Origin of the sequence: Streptomyces sp. NPDC092045 (assembly GCF_044756005.1) — a bacterium.
Taxonomy (GTDB): domain Bacteria; phylum Actinomycetota; class Actinomycetes; order Streptomycetales; family Streptomycetaceae; genus Streptomyces.
This window is the reverse complement of record NZ_JBIVSC010000008.1, coordinates 129,492-148,816: the sequence shown is the minus strand read 5'-3', so window position 1 is coordinate 148,816 and position 19,325 is coordinate 129,492. Positions and strand designations below refer to the sequence as shown.

At 73.9% G+C, this 19,325-nt stretch carries 14 protein-coding genes and 1 tRNA gene; 10 read left to right on the top strand and 5 right to left on the bottom strand.

Annotated elements, in window-relative coordinates; all coding sequences use genetic code 11:
- Positions 1-70: 70 nt before the first annotated feature.
- From ACIQKA_RS20985 to ACIQKA_RS20975, 3 genes are all read right to left on the bottom strand, one after another.
- A complete protein-coding gene (locus tag ACIQKA_RS20985) occupies positions 71-280 on the bottom strand; it encodes a DUF397 domain-containing protein (protein ID WP_383155159.1) in 210 nt (69 codons plus the stop codon).
- 189 nt (positions 281-469) lie between these two features.
- Positions 470-1,330 carry a helix-turn-helix domain-containing protein gene (locus ACIQKA_RS20980; RefSeq protein WP_402541930.1) on the bottom strand — a complete coding sequence of 287 codons (861 nt, stop codon included), beginning with the start codon at positions 1,328-1,330 and terminating at the stop codon, positions 470-472.
- 221 nt (positions 1,331-1,551) lie between these two features.
- Positions 1,552-2,250, bottom strand: a complete 699-nt coding sequence (locus ACIQKA_RS20975) for a GPP34 family phosphoprotein (RefSeq protein WP_383155154.1) — start codon at positions 2,248-2,250, stop codon at positions 1,552-1,554.
- Between the two features lie 162 nt (positions 2,251-2,412).
- Between ACIQKA_RS20975 and ACIQKA_RS20970 the strand changes: the two genes are divergently transcribed.
- From ACIQKA_RS20970 to ACIQKA_RS20945, 6 genes are all read left to right on the top strand, one after another.
- Entirely contained in the window at positions 2,413-4,971 is a 2,559-nt protein-coding gene (locus tag ACIQKA_RS20970; protein WP_402541928.1) for a D-alanyl-D-alanine carboxypeptidase, read from the top strand.
- A gap of 254 nt (positions 4,972-5,225) precedes the next feature.
- Complete coding sequence (locus ACIQKA_RS20965) at positions 5,226-7,241, top strand: MFS transporter (RefSeq protein ID WP_402541926.1); 2,016 nt, start codon at positions 5,226-5,228, stop codon at positions 7,239-7,241.
- Between the two features lie 288 nt (positions 7,242-7,529).
- Complete coding sequence (locus tag ACIQKA_RS20960) at positions 7,530-8,069, top strand: DUF1269 domain-containing protein (protein WP_383155146.1); 540 nt, start codon at positions 7,530-7,532, stop codon at positions 8,067-8,069.
- Between the two features lie 180 nt (positions 8,070-8,249).
- Positions 8,250-9,344 carry a chemotaxis protein gene (locus tag ACIQKA_RS20955; RefSeq protein ID WP_383430898.1) on the top strand — a complete coding sequence of 365 codons (1,095 nt, stop codon included), beginning with the start codon at positions 8,250-8,252 and terminating at the stop codon, positions 9,342-9,344.
- A 14-nt stretch (positions 9,345-9,358) separates the two neighbouring features.
- Positions 9,359-10,009 (top strand): hypothetical protein, encoded by a 651-nt coding sequence (locus tag ACIQKA_RS20950; protein ID WP_390110196.1) that lies wholly within the window; start codon positions 9,359-9,361, stop codon positions 10,007-10,009.
- A gap of 34 nt (positions 10,010-10,043) precedes the next feature.
- Positions 10,044-10,547 carry a DUF1269 domain-containing protein gene (locus ACIQKA_RS20945; RefSeq protein ID WP_402541924.1) on the top strand — a complete coding sequence of 168 codons (504 nt, stop codon included), beginning with the start codon at positions 10,044-10,046 and terminating at the stop codon, positions 10,545-10,547.
- A gap of 228 nt (positions 10,548-10,775) precedes the next feature.
- Here the strand turns inward: ACIQKA_RS20945 and ACIQKA_RS20940 are convergent.
- Positions 10,776-10,848 (bottom strand) — tRNA-Arg (locus ACIQKA_RS20940).
- A 226-nt stretch (positions 10,849-11,074) separates the two neighbouring features.
- Here ACIQKA_RS20940 and ACIQKA_RS20935 point away from each other — a divergent pair.
- Together ACIQKA_RS20935 and ACIQKA_RS20930 are read left to right on the top strand one after the other, a co-directional pair.
- Positions 11,075-13,336, top strand: coding sequence for a hypothetical protein (locus ACIQKA_RS20935; protein WP_402541922.1), 2,262 nt, complete (start codon positions 11,075-11,077; stop codon positions 13,334-13,336).
- 314 nt (positions 13,337-13,650) lie between these two features.
- Entirely contained in the window at positions 13,651-15,285 is a 1,635-nt protein-coding gene (locus ACIQKA_RS20930; RefSeq protein ID WP_383155133.1) for a class I adenylate-forming enzyme family protein, read from the top strand.
- Here ACIQKA_RS20930 and ACIQKA_RS20925 read toward each other — a convergent pair.
- Entirely contained in the window at positions 15,272-16,543 is a 1,272-nt protein-coding gene (locus ACIQKA_RS20925; protein ID WP_391095762.1) for a M6 family metalloprotease domain-containing protein, read from the bottom strand. The genes ACIQKA_RS20930 and ACIQKA_RS20925 overlap by 14 nt on opposite strands.
- Positions 16,544-16,991: 448 nt before the next feature.
- Between ACIQKA_RS20925 and ACIQKA_RS20920 the strand changes: the two genes are divergently transcribed.
- Together ACIQKA_RS20920 and ACIQKA_RS20915 are read left to right on the top strand one after the other, a co-directional pair.
- Positions 16,992-17,657, top strand: a complete 666-nt coding sequence (locus tag ACIQKA_RS20920; protein WP_402541920.1) for a TetR/AcrR family transcriptional regulator — start codon at positions 16,992-16,994, stop codon at positions 17,655-17,657.
- A 99-nt stretch (positions 17,658-17,756) separates the two neighbouring features.
- Positions 17,757-19,295 (top strand): MFS transporter, encoded by a 1,539-nt coding sequence (locus tag ACIQKA_RS20915; protein WP_383443307.1) that lies wholly within the window; start codon positions 17,757-17,759, stop codon positions 19,293-19,295.
- Positions 19,296-19,325: the final 30 nt, after the last annotated feature.

Sequence of the window (19,325 nt, the reverse complement as noted above, 5' to 3'; positions counted from 1 at the left end):
GTCGAGAGGGCTTTGCCGTGGGTGCGGGGGGTGTGACGCGTGCGTCCGACAGAGGGCGACCGCCCGGATGTCAGACGCCGGGGCGGTCGCGCTCGGTGACGTCGAGGACGAACTCCGTCCAAGCCCCGCTGGAGAAGCCGAGGTTCGTACGGGCGACGTCCTTCGAGTCCCGGACGCGGACCAGGAGGTGCTCCTGCACCTTGACCTCTACGCAGTCGCCATTGACGGCCGAGTACGAGGACTTGGTCCATTCCGCCAGCGCGTCGTGCCGAAACAGCATCGTGACTCCGATGGTTGTGCCAGTGGGGTGAGTGATCTGCGCTCCAGCCGCTGTGGCAGCGGCTCAGCGCCGACGCTACGCCGCAACATCAGGAGCGACGGGACGCGTTCACTCATTCGGGTGGCATATTCCATTGAGGTCTTTTGCGTGGGGGTGGGGTGATGTACCTTGCCCGCTCTTCGGTCTGGGCTACTTCGCCTGCAGTTCCCCGGCCACGCGCAGAATGAACTCCCGCGACTGCTCGGCACTCAGCGCCTTCGCCCTGAGGTGCTCGTACATCACCGCGTAGCTCTGGACGTCGATCGCCTTCTCCAGGTAGAGGTCGCTGGTGACGCCCTCCAGATAGACGACGCTGGCGTCCATGGCCTCCTGGAACTCCAGGATGGCGAACTTCCCGTACATCCCGGGGTGGGCACCGACGTCGTACGGCAGCACCTGGATCGTCACGTGCGGCTTCTCGCTCAGCTCGGAGAGGAGCCGCAGCTGATCGGCCATGATCTTCGCGTCGCCGACGACGCGGCGCAGCAGGGCCTCGTCGATGACGGCCCAGAACCGCAGCGGGTTGACCGGATCGGAGAGGCGGTCCTGCCGCTTCAGCCGGATCTGGATGCGCTTGTCGATCTCGCTGGGCGTGGCCTCCGGCCACATGCCCTCGATCACCGCCTGCGCGTACTCCTGCGTCTGCAGCAGACCGGGAACGATGAGCGACTCGTAGACGCGCAGCGACGCCGCGTCCGTCTCCAGGCCGATGTAGACGCTGTACGGGATGTCGCCGAAGGCGTGCCACCAGCCCTGCTGGCGCGAGTCCTTGGCCATCTGCATGAGGGATTCGACCATGCGCTCGTCCTCGACCTCGTACACGCCGCACAGGTCGCGGACGTCACGCTGGCTGATGGAGCGACGGCCGTTCTCCAGCCGGCTGATCTTGGACTGGGAGACGAGGAGGCGCTCGGCGACCTGCTCGGCCGTCATGTTCTTCGCCTCCCGGAGCTTGCGCAGCTCCTGGCCCAATCGGCGTCGCCTGACGGTGGGGTTGACGTTGGACGCCACGGAAACTGCACCTCCGGCTGTCTGCTGCGTAGCTGTGAGTGTCTAACGCTTGGCAGACTGCCACCAAAGACGCGGTGTGCGCTGGGAAATGACAACAACGTGTGCGCCCGTGAACATCACGACCGGACCCGATTCGACACGCGCGCGTGCGGGGCGGCCGTCCTGACCGCCCCGCACGCCTGTGCGGCTCCCGGGATGGTTCGTTTGCCCGGTGGGTGTGCTCAGTGCGCCGCCGCGCGGGCCATTCCGCCGCGTGGCTGTGCCGGGACGCCCTGGGCGCTTCGGCGCGGTTGCGCCCCCGCGCCGTTCTGGACGTCCATCACGGCGTGCGCCACGAGTCCGCCCATCGGGTCGTGCCGGATCAGGTCGCGCAGCCGGGACCGCGACGACCGTCCTTCGTTGCCGGGGTAGAGGTGCTTCCCGAGACCGACCGCATGGGCCAGCGCGGCAAGCGCCGCGGTCCGCGGGTCCGGCGGTACGCCGGTGCGGATCGCACTGTCCAGCCGGGCACGGATCTCCCGACTGATCGCCGTCTCCGTCGCCTGGTAGCGAGTCGTCGGCAACACCCCGCACATCTGGCCCTCCACGGCATGCACCATGCCGCATCGCTCCAGATGCGAGAGATACGTCTGACGGAGCCCCAGTCGGGGCCCGCCTATCCAGTGGACGGCCCGTACCGGGCTGCCGCGCCTGCGCAGCAGTTCCAGTGCGGAGTCCAGTGTCGGATCTCCGGTCGGCCGTGGCATCACCACGGCGATACGATCCCCGTCAGGGGCTATCCGGCCTGCCAGTGCCAGCTCCACTAGCTGTGCTCCGGCCAGGCCGAGGTCGAGCGACTGCGGCTGCGCTGTGGTACCCGTGGTCGGGTCCAGAGCGAGCAGCAGAAGCTCCTCCGGAATGGTTCTGCGGCTCCTGCCCATCCATGCCTCCCCGCGTGGATGAATGACAGGGTGACCCCTCTCACATTCATCTGTCGAGAGCACCCGGGTGGTTCATCCGGGAACCGGTAGGTATGTCGTTCTCGTCTAGCACGGGGGCCAAGGGGTTCACACAGGACACTGGTACACGGTTCGGACGTACGCATGACGCATGGAGGAGGCACGGTGGCGGGCGAGTCCCCCGACAAGGCGGAGCAGCAGGGGTCGTCGGATACGGCGGCGGCTCCGGGCGGCGGCGGCCGGGATCCGCGGCTTTCCGTGCTCCGGGAGTCAGAGCCCTCGCCCGCTTCGACCCCGACCCCGGCCCCGGCCCCGTCGGAGCCTTCGGACGCGCCGGCGCGGGTCGACCAACCGACCGCCGTCTTCAAGAACCTCGTCCCGCGTACGTCGGGGGAGGACGACCCGAAGGGCCACGGCGAGCCGGAGGGCGACGGCGAGCCGAAGGGGGCCGCCGAGTCGGAGCCGGACGCGAAGCCGGCGTCCGAGCCGGAGCCGGAGAGCGAGCGCCTCAAGGCGGCCGTGGCGGCGTGGGTCGCCACGGAGGCGGAGGAGCCCGGGAAGGCCGCGGAGGAGCCTGCCGAGGCCGAGGAGGCCCCGGAGGCCGCCACGACGGCCGGAGCCGCGGACGAGCCCGAGGCGGACGGCGAGCCCGTGGGCGGTGTCGCGGACGCGGACGAGTCCGACGGGGCGGGCGAGGAGGCCGCCGAGCCTGCCGAGCCCGTGAAGGCCGACGCGTCCGTCGAGGACGACGAGGCCGTCGAGGACGCCGCCGCGAAGGCCCCCGAGGCCGTCGAGGAGTCCGAGGAGTCCTCGGAGTCCGAGGGCAAGGCGACCGTCGACTCCTGGTTCGCCGCCCGGAAGCCGTCCGCCGGTGCGAAGCCCGAGCCGGAGGAGGCCCCGGAGCCCGCCGAGGACGCGAAGGGCCCGAAGGAGCCCACGGGCTCCAAGGCCCCCTCGGCCGCCGAAGGCACCGAGGCCACCGCCGCCGTCGAGGCCGTCGAGGCCGTCGAAGGCGCCAAGGGCACCGAAGACGCCAAGAGCGCCGAGGGCACCGAAGACGCCAAGAGCGCCAAGAGCGCCGAGGACGCCGAGGACGCCGAGGGCACCGACGTCGACGACCCCTCCGAGGACCAGAAGCCCGTCGACCAGCCGACGGCCATGTTCAAGATGATCCGGCCGCCGGTGGACCAGCCGACGACCGCCCTGAAGCTTCCGGCCGGTCCGGCGGGCGCGGGTGCCCGCGTGGATCCGGACAGCGAGCGCACCAGCACCTTCCTGCCGCTGCGGCCCGACATCCCGGCCGAGCGGAAGGCGCCCGAGGCCGAGACCGCCGGGACCACCGGACCCGCCGAAGCCGCCGGGACCGCCGCCCCCGCGCTCGCCGAGCCGGAGCGGACCCGGCAGCAGCCGCTGCCGCCGCTCCCCCCGCTCGACCTGCTCGCCGAGCTGACCAACACCCCGCCCCCGCCGCCGAGCCCGCTGCGGACGACCCTGCGCCGGGTCCGGATCTGGACCCCGCTGGTCCTGCTCCTCCTGATCGTCTTCGCGATCGCGCAGATGGTCCGCCCGCTGCCCGCGCCCGCCCTGAAGCTCTCCGCCGCGCCCACCTTCGTCTTCGAGGGCGGCGCGCTGAAGATGCCGTGGCCCGGCGAGGGGCAGGGCGCCGTCGAGGTCGAGGGCGTCGGCTCCATGGGCACGTACGGGCCGCAGAAGCCGGCCCCGATCGCCTCCGTCACCAAGACGATGACGGCGTACGTGATCCTCCGCGACCACCCGCTCAAGGGGAAGCAGACCGGTCCCGAGATCAAGATCGACAAGAAGGCCGCCGACCAGGGCAAGGCGGAGCACGAGTCGACCGCGGCGGTCGAGGAGGGCCAGACCTACTCGCAGAAGGAGCTGCTCCAGCTCCTGATGATCCCCTCCGCCAACAACGTGGCCCGGCTGCTCGCCCGCTGGGACGCCGGTTCCGAGGCCGCGTTCGTCGAGAAGATGAACGCCGCCGCCAAGGACCTGGGCATGGACGGGTCCACGTACACGGACCCGTCCGGCCTGCTCGACAGCACGGTCTCGACCCCGCAGGACCAGCTCAAGCTGGCGAAGGCGGTCATGCAGTACGACGTGTTCCGCGAGATCGTGAACATGCCGAACGTGACCGTCGAGGGCATCCCCGGGCGGATCGAGAACAACAACAACATCCTGCTGAAGCCGGGTGTGGGCGGCATCAAGACCGGTTCCTCCACCCCGGCCGGCGGCAACCTGCTCTGGTCGGCGAACACCGTCGTCGACGGCCAGAACCGCCGGATCCTCGGCATCGTGATGGGGGCCAAGAACGCCAAGTACCTGGGCGACAAGCTCCAGCTCTCCATCGACTACAGCTACGAGCTGATCAAGCGGGCGCAGAAGGACGTGACCTCGGCCCCCGTGGTCCGCAGGGGCCAGGTCCTCGGCTACGTCGACGACGGTCTCGGCGGCAGGACGCCGGTCGTCGCCACCAAGGAGCTCAAGGCGGTCGGCTGGCCGGGCCTGGAGGTGAGGCTGGAGCTCACCGACGGCGGCAAGGCCCTCCCGCACAGCGGCAAGGCGGGCGACGTCGTCGGCCAGGTGTCGATCGGCACGGGCACGGGCAAGGTCAGCTCCCCGGTGGCCCTCCAGGACGACCTGGCGGAGCCGGGCTTCGACAAGAAGCTGACCCGCGTGGGCTGACCGCCCGCAGCGACCGGCCGCAGCGACCTCCCGCAGTGACCGCCGGGCACGGCGGCGCGGAGCGACCGCGCGCACGGCGGCGCGGGAACGGCGGCGCGGAACGATCGTGCGGAACGACGGCGGGTGGCCGGGAAGCACCGCACGGCCGGACGCCCCGGTTCTCCGGGGCGTCCTGCTGTTAGCGTTTCCGGGGGACGAGAAGCGCGCGTGGACCCCCGCGCGGAGCGAGACGGGACGTACGGGAAAGGGCCGCAGTGACCACCGCCGAGCCGACACGCGCCGACCGCGCGGACTCCTCCCCGCCCGATCCGCTCTCCGATCCGCTCCCCACTCCCTCCGGTTCCGCCGTCGCCTCCGAGTCGCCCTCCGGGCCCCCCACGGGCTCGTCCCCGGCGGCCTCGACGGGCGCGGAGCCCGGCACCGCCGGCCCCCGCACCGGCCCCGGCCCGGCCGGTGACGCCCTCCTCGGAGCCGCCGCCGGACCCGCCACCCCTTCGCTCTCGCGAATACCGCTTCCGGCGCAGCGACCCGCCCCGGAGGCGATCGTTCCGGCCCGGCGGCGGCAGAAGCGCCGTCACACCGTCCTGGTGGCCACCGGGCTCGCCGCCCTCACCCACATCCTCTGGTTCTTCCTCTTCGCGAACAGCGGCGGGGACCTGGCCGCGCAGGACGCGTGGGCCGAGTTCGTCGGACGGCACCCGGACTCCGCGTACAACCTCGCCTGGTACGGCGGGATGCACCCGGTCTCGTACAGCGTCGTCTCGCCGTACCTGATGTCGCTGCTCGGCGTCCGCACCACGATGATGATCGCCGGGACCCTGTCGGCCGCGCTGACCGCGCTGATCCTGGTGCGGGTGCGGGCGGTCCGCAATCCGATGGCCTGCGCGGTCGCGGGCGTCTTCGCCTTCCTCTGCAACGCCCTGTCGGGCCGGGTGACCTTCGGCCTCGGCATGATGTTCGCGCTCGGCGCGGTCGCCGCCGTCTTCTGCTGGCCGCACCGCTGGCGCCGCAAGCGCTGGGCCAAGGCGGTGGTCGCCGCCCCGCTCGCCGGGCTCGCGACCGCGTGCAGCCCGGTCGCCGGGCTCTTCCTCGGGGTGGCGGCGGCGGCGCTCTTCCTCAACAAGCGGCGCCCCGGCGCGTACGCCCTCGGCCTCGCCCCGGTGGCCGTGGTCGCCCTCTCCTCCTGGCTCTTCCCCTTCTCGGGCACGCAGCCGATGGCCTTCGGCTCGGCCGCGCTGCCGATGATCTTCGGGATCCTGATCCTCCTCCTGGTGCCGAAGGACTGGCGGACGGTCCGCACCGCCGCCGCCGTGTACACGGTGGGCACCTTCCTGACCTGGGCGATCGATTCCCAGATCGGCTCGAACATCTCGCGGCTCCCGATGCTCTTCGCCGGGGTCGCGCTGCTCGCCGCCCTGCCGTACACCGCGCCGCGCTCGCGCCGCTGGTACGCGCTGCTGCTCGCCTTCGCGGGGCTGAACTTCTGGATCGGCTTCAAGGGCGTCGACGACGTCATCCGCACCGCCCCGGACGCCTCCTGGGCGCGCGAGCTGGCGCCGCTGGTCAACCAGCTCCAGGTGCGGGGCGCGGGCAAGGCGCGCGTCGAGGTCGTGCCGGCCTCCAGCCACCGCGAGTCCTCCGCGCTCAGCCCGTACATCAACCTGGCGCGGGGCTGGAACCGGCAGGCCGACATGGAGCGCAACCCGCTCTTCTACGACGACACCCTCAACGCCGTGAACTACCAGGACTGGCTCGACCGCTGGGCCGTCCACTTCGTGGTCCTGCCGACCGGCGCCCCCGATTCCGGCGCCGAGCGGGAGGCGGAGCTGGTCGACGAGGGCCTGCCGTACCTGGAGCAGGTCTGGTCGGACGAGAACTGGCGCCTGTACGAGGTCGCGGACCCGACCCCGCTGGCGGAGCCGCCCGCCCGGGTCGAGAGCGTGGCGGCCAACGAGGTCGTGATCCGGGTCGGCAGCCCCGGCCGGGTCCTCATCCGCGTGCCGTACTCGCCGTGGCTCGCCCTCATGGACGAGAACGGCGGCAAGATCGCGCCGCCGCAGGAGACCGAGGAGTCGAAGGCGGCCCGAGAGGAGTCGGAGACCGAGCTCCCCAAGGTCTTCGCCAACGAGGAGGGCTGCCTCTTCCGGACGGAGGCGGACGCGCAGGGCGACGAGTGGACCGAGCTGGTCGCGCCGAAGGCGGGCGTCTACCGCCTGGGCTCCCCGTACAACTTCTCCCGGGGCACGGCCTGTCCGGAGGAGCTGCGCTGAGCCGCGCGTAGGGGGCGTCTCGCCGATCACGCCGGGCTCGCGGTGTCCGGTGTCCGGTGCCCGGTGTCCGGTGCCCGGTGCCTGATCCGGCCCGATCCGGCCCGAGCGACAAGACGTCCCCAGGTCTCCTTTCGGCCACCTCCACAGGTGCCTCTCCAGGCACCTCCGCCGGCACCTCCACAAGACCCCCGACCGCCTCCACCGAGTCGCGGAAACGGACATCCCGGACAAGGATGTCGGTGCGTGGACCGTGGCTCCCCGCACGGTGCCTTCTGGAGGTGGACAGGGATGTCCGAGCTCATCGTCATCGGCTACGACGGCCCCGCCGAGGCCGAGCGGGCCCTCGGCACGGTGCAGGACCTGCAACGGGACCACGTCGTGCGCCTGAACGGGCTCGCGACGGTCTCGGTCGACGCCGAGGGCCGCACCCACGTCGACACCTCCAGCCGCGTCGTCGCCTCCACCGCCGCCACGGGCGCCCTGTGGGGAGCGATCTTCGGAATCCTGTTCCTGCTGCCCGGCGTCGGCCTCGTGACGGGCGCGGCCCTGGGCGGCCTGGTCGGCAGGCTCGCCAAGTCGGGCGTCGACGACCGCTTCCGCGAGCAGGTCGGCGATCTGCTGAAGCCGGGCTCGGCGGCGGTCGTGATCATGGCCTCGAAGATCACGGACGACAAGTTCACGGTGGCGATGCGGCCGCACGGCGGCACGCTCCTGAAGACCTCGCTCAGCGACGAGGACGAGCGGGACCTGTCCGAACAGCTCACGGGCCGGCTCACGGACCCGCCGGACGGCCCGGGTCCCGTCCACGCCCCCACGGCGGCTCCGTAGGCCTCATGACCCCGTCGCCACCGCCGACCCCATGACCCCGTAGCCCCCCACAGACCCCTCGGGCAGACCCCTTGGACCCGCGAGGCCCGGCCCGCCCCCGCCGCGGCGGACACGGGCCCGAGGCCCGTCCCGTACGCGCGCCGGTCCCCGCCTCCCCACCCCCACCCGAAAGGCCCTCCCATGCACCCCGCGCTCAGCGCCGACGCGCTCGCCAAGCTGCGCCGGCCCCGCCCGTACCCCGCCGTGTCGCTCGTGATGCCGACGCACCGCCGCGAACCGGACAGCTCCCAGGACCCCGTACGGCTGCGCAACCTCCTCGCGCGGGCCGAGAAGGCCCTGGAGGAGGACCCGGCCGTGACGCGGGAGCGGCGCGCGGACGTCCTCGACCAGCTGGAGCGGGCCGCCGCCGAGATCGACCTCGTGCACGCGGAGGACGGCCTGGTGGTCTTCGTGGCGCCCGGCGAGCACCAGGTGTGGACGGTGGCCCGGGAGGTGCCGGAGCGGGTGGTCCTCGCGGACACCTTCCTCACCCGCAACCTCGTCGCCGCGCAGGCCGCCGAACGCCCGTACTGGGCGCTGACCGTGGCCGCCGACCGGGTCTCGCTGTGGAGCGGCGGGCCGGAGCGGACCGTCGAGCACACGGGGGACGGCTTCCCGTTCGCGCGGAGCCTGGAGCCCCAGGACGTGGAGCGCGAGGAGCGCGTCGGGGACGTGCCGAGCACCTTCCAGGACGAGGACACGCGCGCCTTCTTCCGCGACGCGCACCAGGCGCTGCGGGCCGTCCTCGCCTCCGAGCCGCGTCCGCTGTACGTGGTCGGCGAGGCGCCCGCCGTCTCCCTCCTGGAGGAGACCGGGGCCCTGCCGCAGGGCACGACCCCGGTCCGGCAGGGCGGCCTGGGACACGGGCCCGCGGAGGCCGTCCGGAAGGCGGTGGAGCCGATGATCGCCGCCCACGAGGCGGCCCTGACGACCACCGTCCTGGCCGAACTGGACGCGGCCCGGGGCCGGCGGGAGTACGCCGGCGGCCTCGACGAGGTGTGGCGGGCGGCGAAGGAGGGCCGGATCCACCTGCTCGCCGTCGAGGAGCACTACCGGACGGTCGTGCGCGAGCACGGCGACCACCTGGAACCGGCGGAGGCCTCCGACCTCGACGCCCGCGACGACATCGTGGACGAGATCGTCGAACAGGCCCTGGAGACCGGGGCGGAGGTGCGGTTCGTGCGGGACGACTCCCTGGCCGACGCCGCCCGCGTCGCCGCCGTACTGCGCTACTGACCCCCGGAGGCCTCATGAACACCACACCACCGTCCCGCACCGCCGCCGGAAGGCGGCTCCGCAACCGGGCGGCGGGCGCCGCCGTCGCCGTCGTCGTCACCGCGCTCGGCGCGGCCGGCCTCGTCTCCTGCGACTCGGGCGGCGACGAGGGGGGCGCCCCGGCGTTCAGCGACGCCCCCACGGCCCCCGACACGGCCTCGTTCTCCGGCGGCGCCCCCTCCGCCCTCGCCTCGGCGGCGGAGTCGGCGGCCTCCGCCGCGCGCGAGTCGGCCTCGTCCGCGGCGGCCTCGGCGTCCGCGCGGGAGTCCGAACGGGCGTCGTCGGTCGGCGCCGAGACGGAACGCTCCCGCAAGCAGGCGGAGAACGCGCTCAAGGGCGTGCAGGGCCGGGGGAACGCCCTGAACGAGGTCTCGATGACGGGCAAGCCGAGGGCCGACACGAACAACCTGCTCACCGTGGTCGTCACCATCACCAACAAGACGGACGGGGAGGCGTCCTACGCGGCCCAGGTCGACTTCCTCGACCCGTCGGGGAAGGTGGTCGAGACGCAGTTCGTCGGCGCCGAGGACCTCGCGCCGGGCGAGCGGGAACAGCCCCTGGTCATCAGCAGGCAGCCGGCCGAACCGGTGCTGACGCCGAGGCTCACCAAGGCCCAGAGGTACTGAGCCGCCACCGCCCCCCCGTACGGAGGAGACCCGCATGTCCGAGCTCATCGTCATCGGCTACGACGACCACGCCGTGGCCCGCAAGGCCTTCAAGGCGGTCCAGCAGCTCCGCGACGACCACGTCGTCGAACTGAAGGGCCTGGCCGTCGTCCGGGTCGACCAGGACGGCGAGACCCACGTGGACACCCCGGCGAAGACCGAGGAGATCGCCCTCTCGGCCACGGCCGGGGCGCTCTGGGGCCTGGTCTTCGGCATGATTGTCCTGACCCCCGGCATCGGGGTGGTGGGCGCGGCCCTCGGCGGCCTGATCGGCAAGCTGAACCAGATGGGCGTCGACCGCAGCTTCCGCCAGAAGGTCAGCGACCTCCTCGCCCCCGGTTCGGCCGCCGTCGTGATCATGGCCTCCAAGATCACGGAGGACCGCTTCGCCGCCGCGATGGAGCCCTTCGGCGGCACCGTCCTGAAGACCTCCCTCTCGGAGGAGAGCGAACGGGAGCTCTCGGAGCAACTGACGGGGGAGGGGCCGGAGACGGCCTGAGGCGCCGGCGCCCGGGCCGGTCGCGCGGAGGCGATGCCGTCCGGGCCGGTCACGCGGAAGACCGGGCGGGCTGCCGTTCCCGGGCCGACGAGGACTTGACGGCCGTCGCACCACACCGCGCCCCCGGCCACCGGGCCTCGGCACCGGCCTCGGAGATCACCGCGGAGACCGCGGACATCGGAAGGGGCCCACCTCCGGAAATCCGGAGGTGGGCCCCTTCTGAACCGGTGCCCCCGGCAGGATTCGAACCTGCGACACCCGCTTTAGGAGAGCGGTGCTCTATCCCCTGAGCTACGAAGGCGGGGATCCGTCGTGCCTCCCGGGCTTGGCCCGGAGGTCGACCGACCGCTGACAGCGTAGCGGATGGGGGTCGTGGAGGTCGCCCCCGTTCGTGCGGGCGCGGGGAGGAAGGGGTGTCACCTGGGGTTTCCGGTGGGGGTGGGCTGCCGGGGGCGTGCAGGTTCGGGTGGGTGATCCTGCCGGGGGCCGCCCTGTTCGCGTCCTCTCCGTCGGTCGAGAGTGTCCTCGTGAACTTCCTTCTCGTGCTGGTGTGCGGCCTCCTCGCCGGAGGGTTGCCGGTTCTCCGGGCGGCGGTGCGGACCCGGGCCCTTCGGCGGGCCGTTCTCGGCGGGCGGGCCGTCGGAGTTCCGGCCGAGGTGTCCTGGCGGTCGGACGGCGACGCCCCGGCCGTGCGGGGGGACCTCTGGCTGCCCGGCGGGGCCGGTCTCCCGGCCCACTTCGTCTCCGAGGACCTCGCCGTCCTCGCGGTCCCCCGGGGCGGGCGCGTCAAGGACGTCGTGCCGCTCGGGACGGGCGGGCTCCGGCGGCGGTCGTTCGCGCGCCGCGGCGCCGTGGTGTACGAGGTCCCGGGCACCGGGGACGCCCTCACGATCACCGTCGACCGGCCGGCCGTCGAGGTCGTCACCGAGGCCCTGGCCGGCCGGGACGGCACCGGGAGGGGCGACGGGCTCCGGGTGGCTCGGTGGCATCGCGTCCGCGTGCCCTCCCTCGCCGCCCTCCTGCTCGGCGGCGCGTTCGTCCTGGGGGTCGTCTGCGTCCACACCTTCGGCCTGGGGCGCGAGGTCACCGCCGAGGTGACCGGCGCGCGGGACGGCATGTGCCGGGTGGTCTGGCAGGACCCCTGGGACCCGTCCCTCACCCGCCACGCGCGCGTGGACTGCTACGAGGGGGAGAAGGCCGGGGACCCGCTGCGGATCAGCGCCCGGCCCTGGCCGGCGCGCGGCGACGCGGCCGACCTGGACGCCCTCCACCTGACGGCCTTCGGCGCCGCCGCCCTCGGCCTCGCCGGGGCGGCGGGCGTCCTCGCCGCGTCCTGGACCGGCGCGCGCCGGCTGCGGTTGCTCCGGAAGCACCTGCGGCGCGGCGGCGGGTCCGCACCGGGCCGTCCGGCGCGCCGGACGGTGGTGCCCTGGTGGAGCTGGGCCGCCGGAGCGCTCGGCCTGGCCGGCCTGGGCCTGCTGGCGCTGGCGCACGTGTTCGGGCAGCCGGTGCGCGCCGAGGTCACCGCCGTCACCGACTACGGCTGCGCGGTCGCCTGGGCCGATCCGTGGGACGGGAGCCGGCACACCGCCGAGGTCGACTGCGCCGGGGCGTCCCGCGGGGACGCCCTGGAGATCAGCGCCCTGCCGTGGCCCCTGCGCGGCGAGGCGTTCGACCGGGACTTCACCCCGGTCGCCCTCGGGATCCTCACCGCCGTCGTCCTCGGCGCCGCCCTCCTGGGGGCCGTCCTGCGCTCCCGCCGGGCGCGCCGGTCCCGGCCCCTCGCCCCCACGACCGTTCCCCCGGGCCGGGACGAAGGCGGAGCCGCGGTCGTGGGCGCGGCCGGCACCGGCGACGTGCTCGACCGGCCCCGGCTCGCCGCCGTGGCCCGGCTGCTCCACGAGAGGGAGGCCCTCGGATGCGGCGGCAGGGAGCTCCGCCCCGAGCCCGACCCCGCCACCGGACCCTGGTGGCGTTCGCCCGTGCTGCGCCGCATCGTCCTCGCGTCGGGCGTCTCCTGGGGCTCCCTGGTCGCCCTCGCCGTCGTCGCGCTGTGGTCGGGATGGTGGTGGGGGACGGCCTACCAGCAGGCCACGGGCCGCACGGAGCGGGCGACCGCCACGGTCCAGTACCTCCACGAGGAGTTCCCGCTGGAGCCCTGGCTGCTGCCCGGCGCGGTGGAGGTCCGCTTCGACGCGCCGGACGGCCGCCGGGTCGTGACGGACGTCGAGTACGGGGGCTCCGCCCCGGCCGAGGGGGAGACCGTCGAGGTCGAGTACGCCGTCGACAGGCCGTCCGCCGCCCGGATCGCGGGCGACCCCGGTCTCGGCCGCGGCCTGTGGGCGAGCGGCGCGGTCGTGGTCGTGGCGCTCGTCCGCCTGGTGTGGTGCGCGGTCTCCACCGGGCGGGTCCTGCGCCGGCTGCTGCGCGCGGCACGGCACGGGCGGGGGCGGGACTTCGACTACCTCCTCCTCCCGCCGTCCGGCGAGGAGCCCGAGGACACGACGTTCCTCCTGGTCCTCTTCGACCCGGGGGCGGAGCGGCCGGTGGCGGTCATGGACACGGTGCCGGCGGCGGCCTCCCTGCCCCCGGAAGGGACCCTGGAGATGCGGAGCCTCCCGGAGGAACCCGCCTTCGCCGTCGCCTGGACCGGAGGGCGGCCGGTCTGGCCGGGCGGCCCGTTGGTCCTCCTGGCGGAGGACGGGGACGAGGAGGAGTTCCTCCGGCGGTACGTGACCGACCTCGTCCCGCCCGGTGTCGTGCTGGACGTCCCGTCCGCCCGCGCGTGACCCGCGGAAGACGGGACGCCGAGGAGAGGCCACCGCCGACGGAAGGGGAGGCGCACCACGGACGCCATCGCACTCGCGGCCGTGGAGTTCACGGCCGAAGAGCCACCGGTCGCCGCGAAGCTCCCCGTGCTGCCCTGCGGCGTCTGGTTCCCGGGACGGGCCCCGACCTCCCGGACGGGCCCCGTCCCGGCGGCCGAGTCCCGGCCGTCGCCCCCGGTTGACCTCCCGAACCGCCGCCGCCTAGCGTCTGACCTCCCGGGCCGGGGCCGTCCGGCGCCGGCGGTCCGGTCGAGCGAGTGCGTGGAGGTGGCCCGGTGGCCGGTGGGGTCGGGAGGCTGACGGCCGGTGGGGCGCCCTTCGCCGTCGAGGACGGGGCGTACGCGCACGGGCCGCGGACCCTGCGGGAGTTCGTGGAGGCGACCTGGGGCTACGGGGACCGGGTGTTCCTCGTGCACGAGGGCGCCCGGACGACCTACCGGGAGTTCTTCGACGAGGCCTGCGGGCTCGCCCGGCGGCTCCTCGGGGAGTACGGGCTCGTGCCCGGCGACCGGGTCGTCGTCGCCATGCGGAACCTGCCCGAGTGGCAGGTCGCCTTCTGGGCCGCCCAGCTCGCCGGGCTCGTCGCCGTACCGCTCAACGCCTGGTGGACCGAGGGCGAGTTCGCGTACGCGCTCGACGACTGCGCGCCCCGCGCGCTGCTCGTCGACGGGGAGCGGGCCGGGCGTGTGCGCGGGTGGGCCGTGCGCAACCGCGTGCCCGGGATCGTCTTCCGGGGGGAGGGCGGGGAGGGGTTCGACGCGTACGTGCCCGACCGCGACCCGCACCTCGGGCCGCCGCCCGTCGACGTGCTGCCCGAGCACGACGCGACCGTCGTCTACACCTCCGGCACCACCGGCCGCCCCAAGGGGGCCGTCGCCACCCACCTCGCGCAGGCCGGGGCCGCCATGAACCCCCGGTACTTCGCCGCCGCCGCGGCCCTCGCGCGCGGGGACGTCCCCGGGACCGGCCCGGCGCCCGTGTCGCTGACCACGTTCCCCTTCTTCCACGTCGCCGCCTTCACCTCCTTCTACGGCGTGATCGCGGCCGGCGGGACCCTCGTGACCCTGCGGAGGTGGGACGCGGGGGAGGCCCTCCGGCTGATCCGGGAGCACCGCGTCACCCACTACGCCGGGGTGCCCACCACCGCGCTCCAGCTCCTCGAACGCGCCCGGAGCGACGGCGACCCGCTGGAGAGCCTCACCCTGCTCAGCACGGGGGGCGCCCCCGCCCCGCCCGGGATCGTCGCCGGGCTCACCGAGGCGTACGGGGAGCGCGTCGAGCCCCGCAACGGCTACGGGCTCACCGAGACCTGCGGCGGGGTCCTGGCGAACTTCGGCGCCGAGTACCGCGCCCACCCCGGCAGCGCCGGCCGGCCCTCGCCCGTCACCGAGGTGCGGATCGACCGGCCCGACGCGGAGGGCGTGGGGGAGCTGTGGCTGCGCGGGCAGTCCCTGGTCCGGGGGTACTGGGGCGACGAGGAGGCCACCCGCGCCGCCTTCACCGCCGACGGCTGGTTCCGGACCGGCGACCTCGCCCGGGTCGACGCGGACGGGCGGGTCTCGATCGTCGACCGGCTCACCGACATGGTGGTCCGGGGCGGCGAGAACGTGTACTGCGTCGAGGTCGAGGCCGCCCTGCACGCGCACCCGGACGTCCTCGACGCCGCCGTCCTCGGCGTCCCCCATCCGCTCCTCGGCGAGGAGGTCGTGGCGGTCGTGCGGCGGCGCCCCGGGGCCGCGCCGGACGCGGAGGCGCTCCGGGCGCACGTCGGCGGGCGTCTCGCCGCCTTCAAGGTGCCAGCCCGCGTCCTCGTGCGGGAGGAGGAGCTGCCCCGGAATCCGGGCGGGAAGGTCCTCAAGCGGGAGCTGAGGGGGTTGTTCGGAAGCGGGGAGGCGTTCAGTCGCGGGTGACGCGGACCCGGTAGACGCCGTCCCGGTCCTCGTCCAGGACCGTGATCCGGATGCCGTTCGCGCGGTCCGTGAAGCTCTCGCCCGGACCGTACGGCGCGTCCGACAGCTCCGCGTGGACGTTGGCGCGGCGCGTGCAGCCGCCGCTCGCCCGCTCGCTGTCGGCGACGGTCACCGGGCCGTGGCCGGTGTCGACGTCGGACTCGACCCGGTAGACGAGGACGCCCCGCTCGCACACGGCCTCGTCGTTGCCGCCCTGGTCGCGGACCTCGATCGCGTACCCGGAGGTGCCGGAGAGCGGGACGAAGGCGAGCTTGGGGCCGCCGGGCTCCGCGAGCGGGGTGAGGTCGTACTCGGTGGTGCCGGTGCCCGAGGCGCAGCCGACCTGCTCGTTGTCGAGCCAGCCCAGCTTCCACTTGTGCCAGCCGAGCAGGTCGTTGTTGGCCCCCCAGTCCTCGGACATGATGTCCCAGTGCCCGACGGAGCCGCCGCCGTCGGCGGTGTAGAGGTCGGGCAGGCCGAAGACGTGCCCGTTCTCGTGCGGCAGGACCCGGTAGCCGGTCTCCGCGAAGCTGCCGGAGCCGTCGTCCTGGCGGCTGTAGACGAAGGACGTGTTGGCGAGCGGCACGCCGTCGGCGTACGGGGCGTCGTCGTTGCCGGAGAAGGTCACGGACAGGACGGTGTCGAGGGCCGAGGGGCCGGCGTTCGGCGTCACCAGGACGTTGACCAGGTCGTACGCGCTGAAGTCCACGCGCTGGTCGGCCGCCTTCACGATGTCCTCGACGAGGGAGCGGTAGCCCGGCTCGTACGGGGAGCCGCGCTCGATCCCGTACGCGGAGAACGCCCGGGGCATCCGCAGCCAGTCGGGGATCGGGGCCTCGGCGCGGTAGTGCAGCCGGCCGTACGAGCTGACGCGGAACCAGTCGGCGGTCTGCGGGAAGAACTCGCGGAAGCGGCCCATCGCCGTGCCGTCGCCGACGGCGTCCGGGAAGTCGACCATCAGGTTGAGGGCCCTGACGAGGCCCGTGGAGCGCACGTACCCGGGGGCCGTGGGCAGTCCCTCCGACATCTGCACGCCCATCGTCGTGGCGATGCGGCACGGCGCCAGCTGGGCGTTGTTCGGCGCGGCGGCGACGGGGCCGGCCGAGGCCGGAACGGGCCGGGGGAGCGTGGCGCTCGCGGAGGCGAGCAGGGTGAGGGAGAGCGTCGTGGTCGCCGCCAGGGCGACGGGTCTGCATATCCGTCGGCGGGGGTGCTGCATACGTCGCCTCTCCGGTGGGGGCAGGTCGGCGGGCGGGTCCCTTTCCGCGTGCGGGTGGGATCCGCGCTGTGCGATCAGCCTGTGGCGGGCGGTCCGGGCGCGCGCGCCGGGTGGCCCGATCGTGGGTATTCCGTGAAACGAGGATTGTGTGACCGGGGTCACAGGAGTGGCCGGAAATAACCGGGGAGGCCGTCCCCGTTTACGCCTGTGTCGAGAGAAGTGGGGAGCCTTTCCCCGGATGCGGATCCCTTCGGATGCGGATCCCCGGCTCGGACCGGATCCCCGGCTCGGACCGGATCCCCGGACCGGACCGGACCCCGGGTACGGACCCCTCCGGGGTGCGGACCCCGGACACGGCCCTCCGTGGACGTGCTCGACCCGTCGGAGCGGCTGCGACCCGGCGGCCCGGCGGCCCACGACGACGACCGTGATTCCGAGGAGGACCGACGTGACCGGCAACGCCGACACCGCCGCGCCCGCCCGCCGCGCACCCCGGCCGCGGGCCGACGCCCTGCGCAACCGCGAGCGGATCGTGACGGCGGCCCGCGAGATGTTCGTCGAGTTCGGCTCCCAGGTGCCGTACGACGAGATCGCGCGCCGGGCCGGCGTCGGGAACGCGACGCTCTACCGGAACTTCCCCGAGCGCGCCGACCTCGTCCGCGAGGTCGTCCTCTCCCTCATGGCCCGCGTCACCGAGCTCGCCGAACGGGCCGCCGAGGAGGAGGACGACACCTTCGAGGCCCTGCGGCGCTTCACCCTCGGCGCCGCCGACGAACGCGTCGGCGCACTCTGCCCGATGCTCGACGGCGCCTTCGACCAGGACCACCCCGACCTGGTGGCCGAGCGCGACCGCCTCGAAGAGGTCGTCCAGAGGATCGTCGACCGGGCGCAGCGGGCCGGGCGGCTCCGCGCCGACGTCGGCGTCGGCGACCTGATGGTGGCGGTCTCCCAGCTCACCCGTCCGCTGCCGGGCACCGCCTGCGCCGCCTTCGCCCCGTTCGTACGCCGCCATCTGCAGCTGTTCCTCGACGGCCTGGAGGCGCCCGCGCGCTCCGAGCTGCCCGGGACGGCCGCCACCCTGGAGGACCTGAGACGCGACTCCTGCCCGTCGTGACCCTTCCGTAGGCCCATCGGCAAGGCGCCCTCCCCGCGAGCGCCCACCCCTTCCTCACGTCCCTTTTTCACCAGTACGCACCAAGAGGTGGCCCCACCCATGTCCAAAATCGCCGGCAACCCCGTGAGCGCCGCGCTCGCGCCCGACCCCGGGCGCTGGAAGGCACTCGTCTTCATCGCCCTCGCCCAGCTGATGGTCGTCCTCGACGCGACGATCGTGAACATCGCGCTGCCCTCCGCCCAGCAGGACCTGGGGATCACGGACGGCAACCGGCAGTGGGTCATCACCGCCTACGCCCTCGCCTTCGGCGGACTGCTCCTCTTCGGCGGCCGGATCGCCGACCTGTGGGGCCGCAAGCGCACCTTCATCGTCGGCCTGGCCGGCTTCGCCGCCGCCTCCGCCCTCGGCGGGGCCGCGACCGGCGAGGCCACGATGCTCGGCGCCCGCGCGCTCCAGGGCGCCTTCGGCGCGCTGCTCGCGCCCGCCGCGCTCTCACTGCTCGCCGTGACCTTCACCGACGCCAGGGAGCGCGCCAAGGCCTTCGGCATCTACGGCGCGATCGCGGGCGGCGGCGGCGCCGTGGGCCTGATCCTCGGCGGCTTCCTCACCGAGTACCTGAACTGGCGCTGGACCTTCTTCGTCAACATCCCGTTCGCCGTGGTCGCCGCCGCCGGCGCGTACCTCGTCGTCCGCGAGCCGGCGGGCGGCCGCAACCGCTCCCCGCTCGACGTCCCCGGCGTCATCCTGTCCACCCTGGGCCTGGTCGCCCTCGTGTACGGCTTCACCCGCGCCGAGTCCGAGGGCTGGGGCGACGCCGGCACCGTCGGCCTCTTCGTCGGCTCCGCCGTGCTGCTCCTGGCCTTCGTGCTCACCGAGGCGCGCGTGAAGTCCCCGCTGCTCCCGCTGCGCGTCCTGACCGACCGCAACCGCGGCGGCGTCTACCTGTCGCTCGGCCTCGCCGTCATCGCGATGTTCGGCCTGTTCCTCTTCCTGACGTACTACCTCCAGATCGTGAAGGGGTACTCGCCGGTCAGGACGGGCTTCGCGTTCCTGCCGATGATCGCGGGCATGATCGTGGGCTCGACCCAGATCGGCACCCGCCTGATGACCCGCGTCCCGCCGCGCCTGCTGATGGCCCCGGGCTTCCTGACCGCCGCCGTCGGCATGCTGCTCCTCACCCAGCTGGAGATCGGCACCTCGTACGCCGGTCTGATCCTGCCCGCGCAGCTGCTGCTCGGCCTGGGCATGGGCACGGCGTTCATGCCGGCGATGTCGCTCGCGACGCTCGGCGTGGACCCGCGGGACGCCGGCGTGGCCTCCGCGATGGTCAACACCTCGCAGCAGGTCGGCGGCGCCATCGGCACCGCCCTGCTGAACACGATCGCCGCCTCGGCCACCACCGCCTACCTGGCCGACCGCGCGGCCGGCGCCACCACCCCGGCCGCCCAGAAGCTGCTCCAGCTCCAGGGCATGGTCGAGGGGTACGCGGCGGCCATCTGGTGGGCGGTCGGCATCCTGGCCGTCTCGGCCGCGATCGCCTTCGCGCTCATCACCACCGGCAGGCCGGGGAGCGGCGTGGTCGCCGGGTCCGGCGCGGACGCGGACGACGAGGTGAGGATCCCGGTCGTCGCGCACTGACCGCCGGAACCCGCCGCCCCTGCCCCGGCC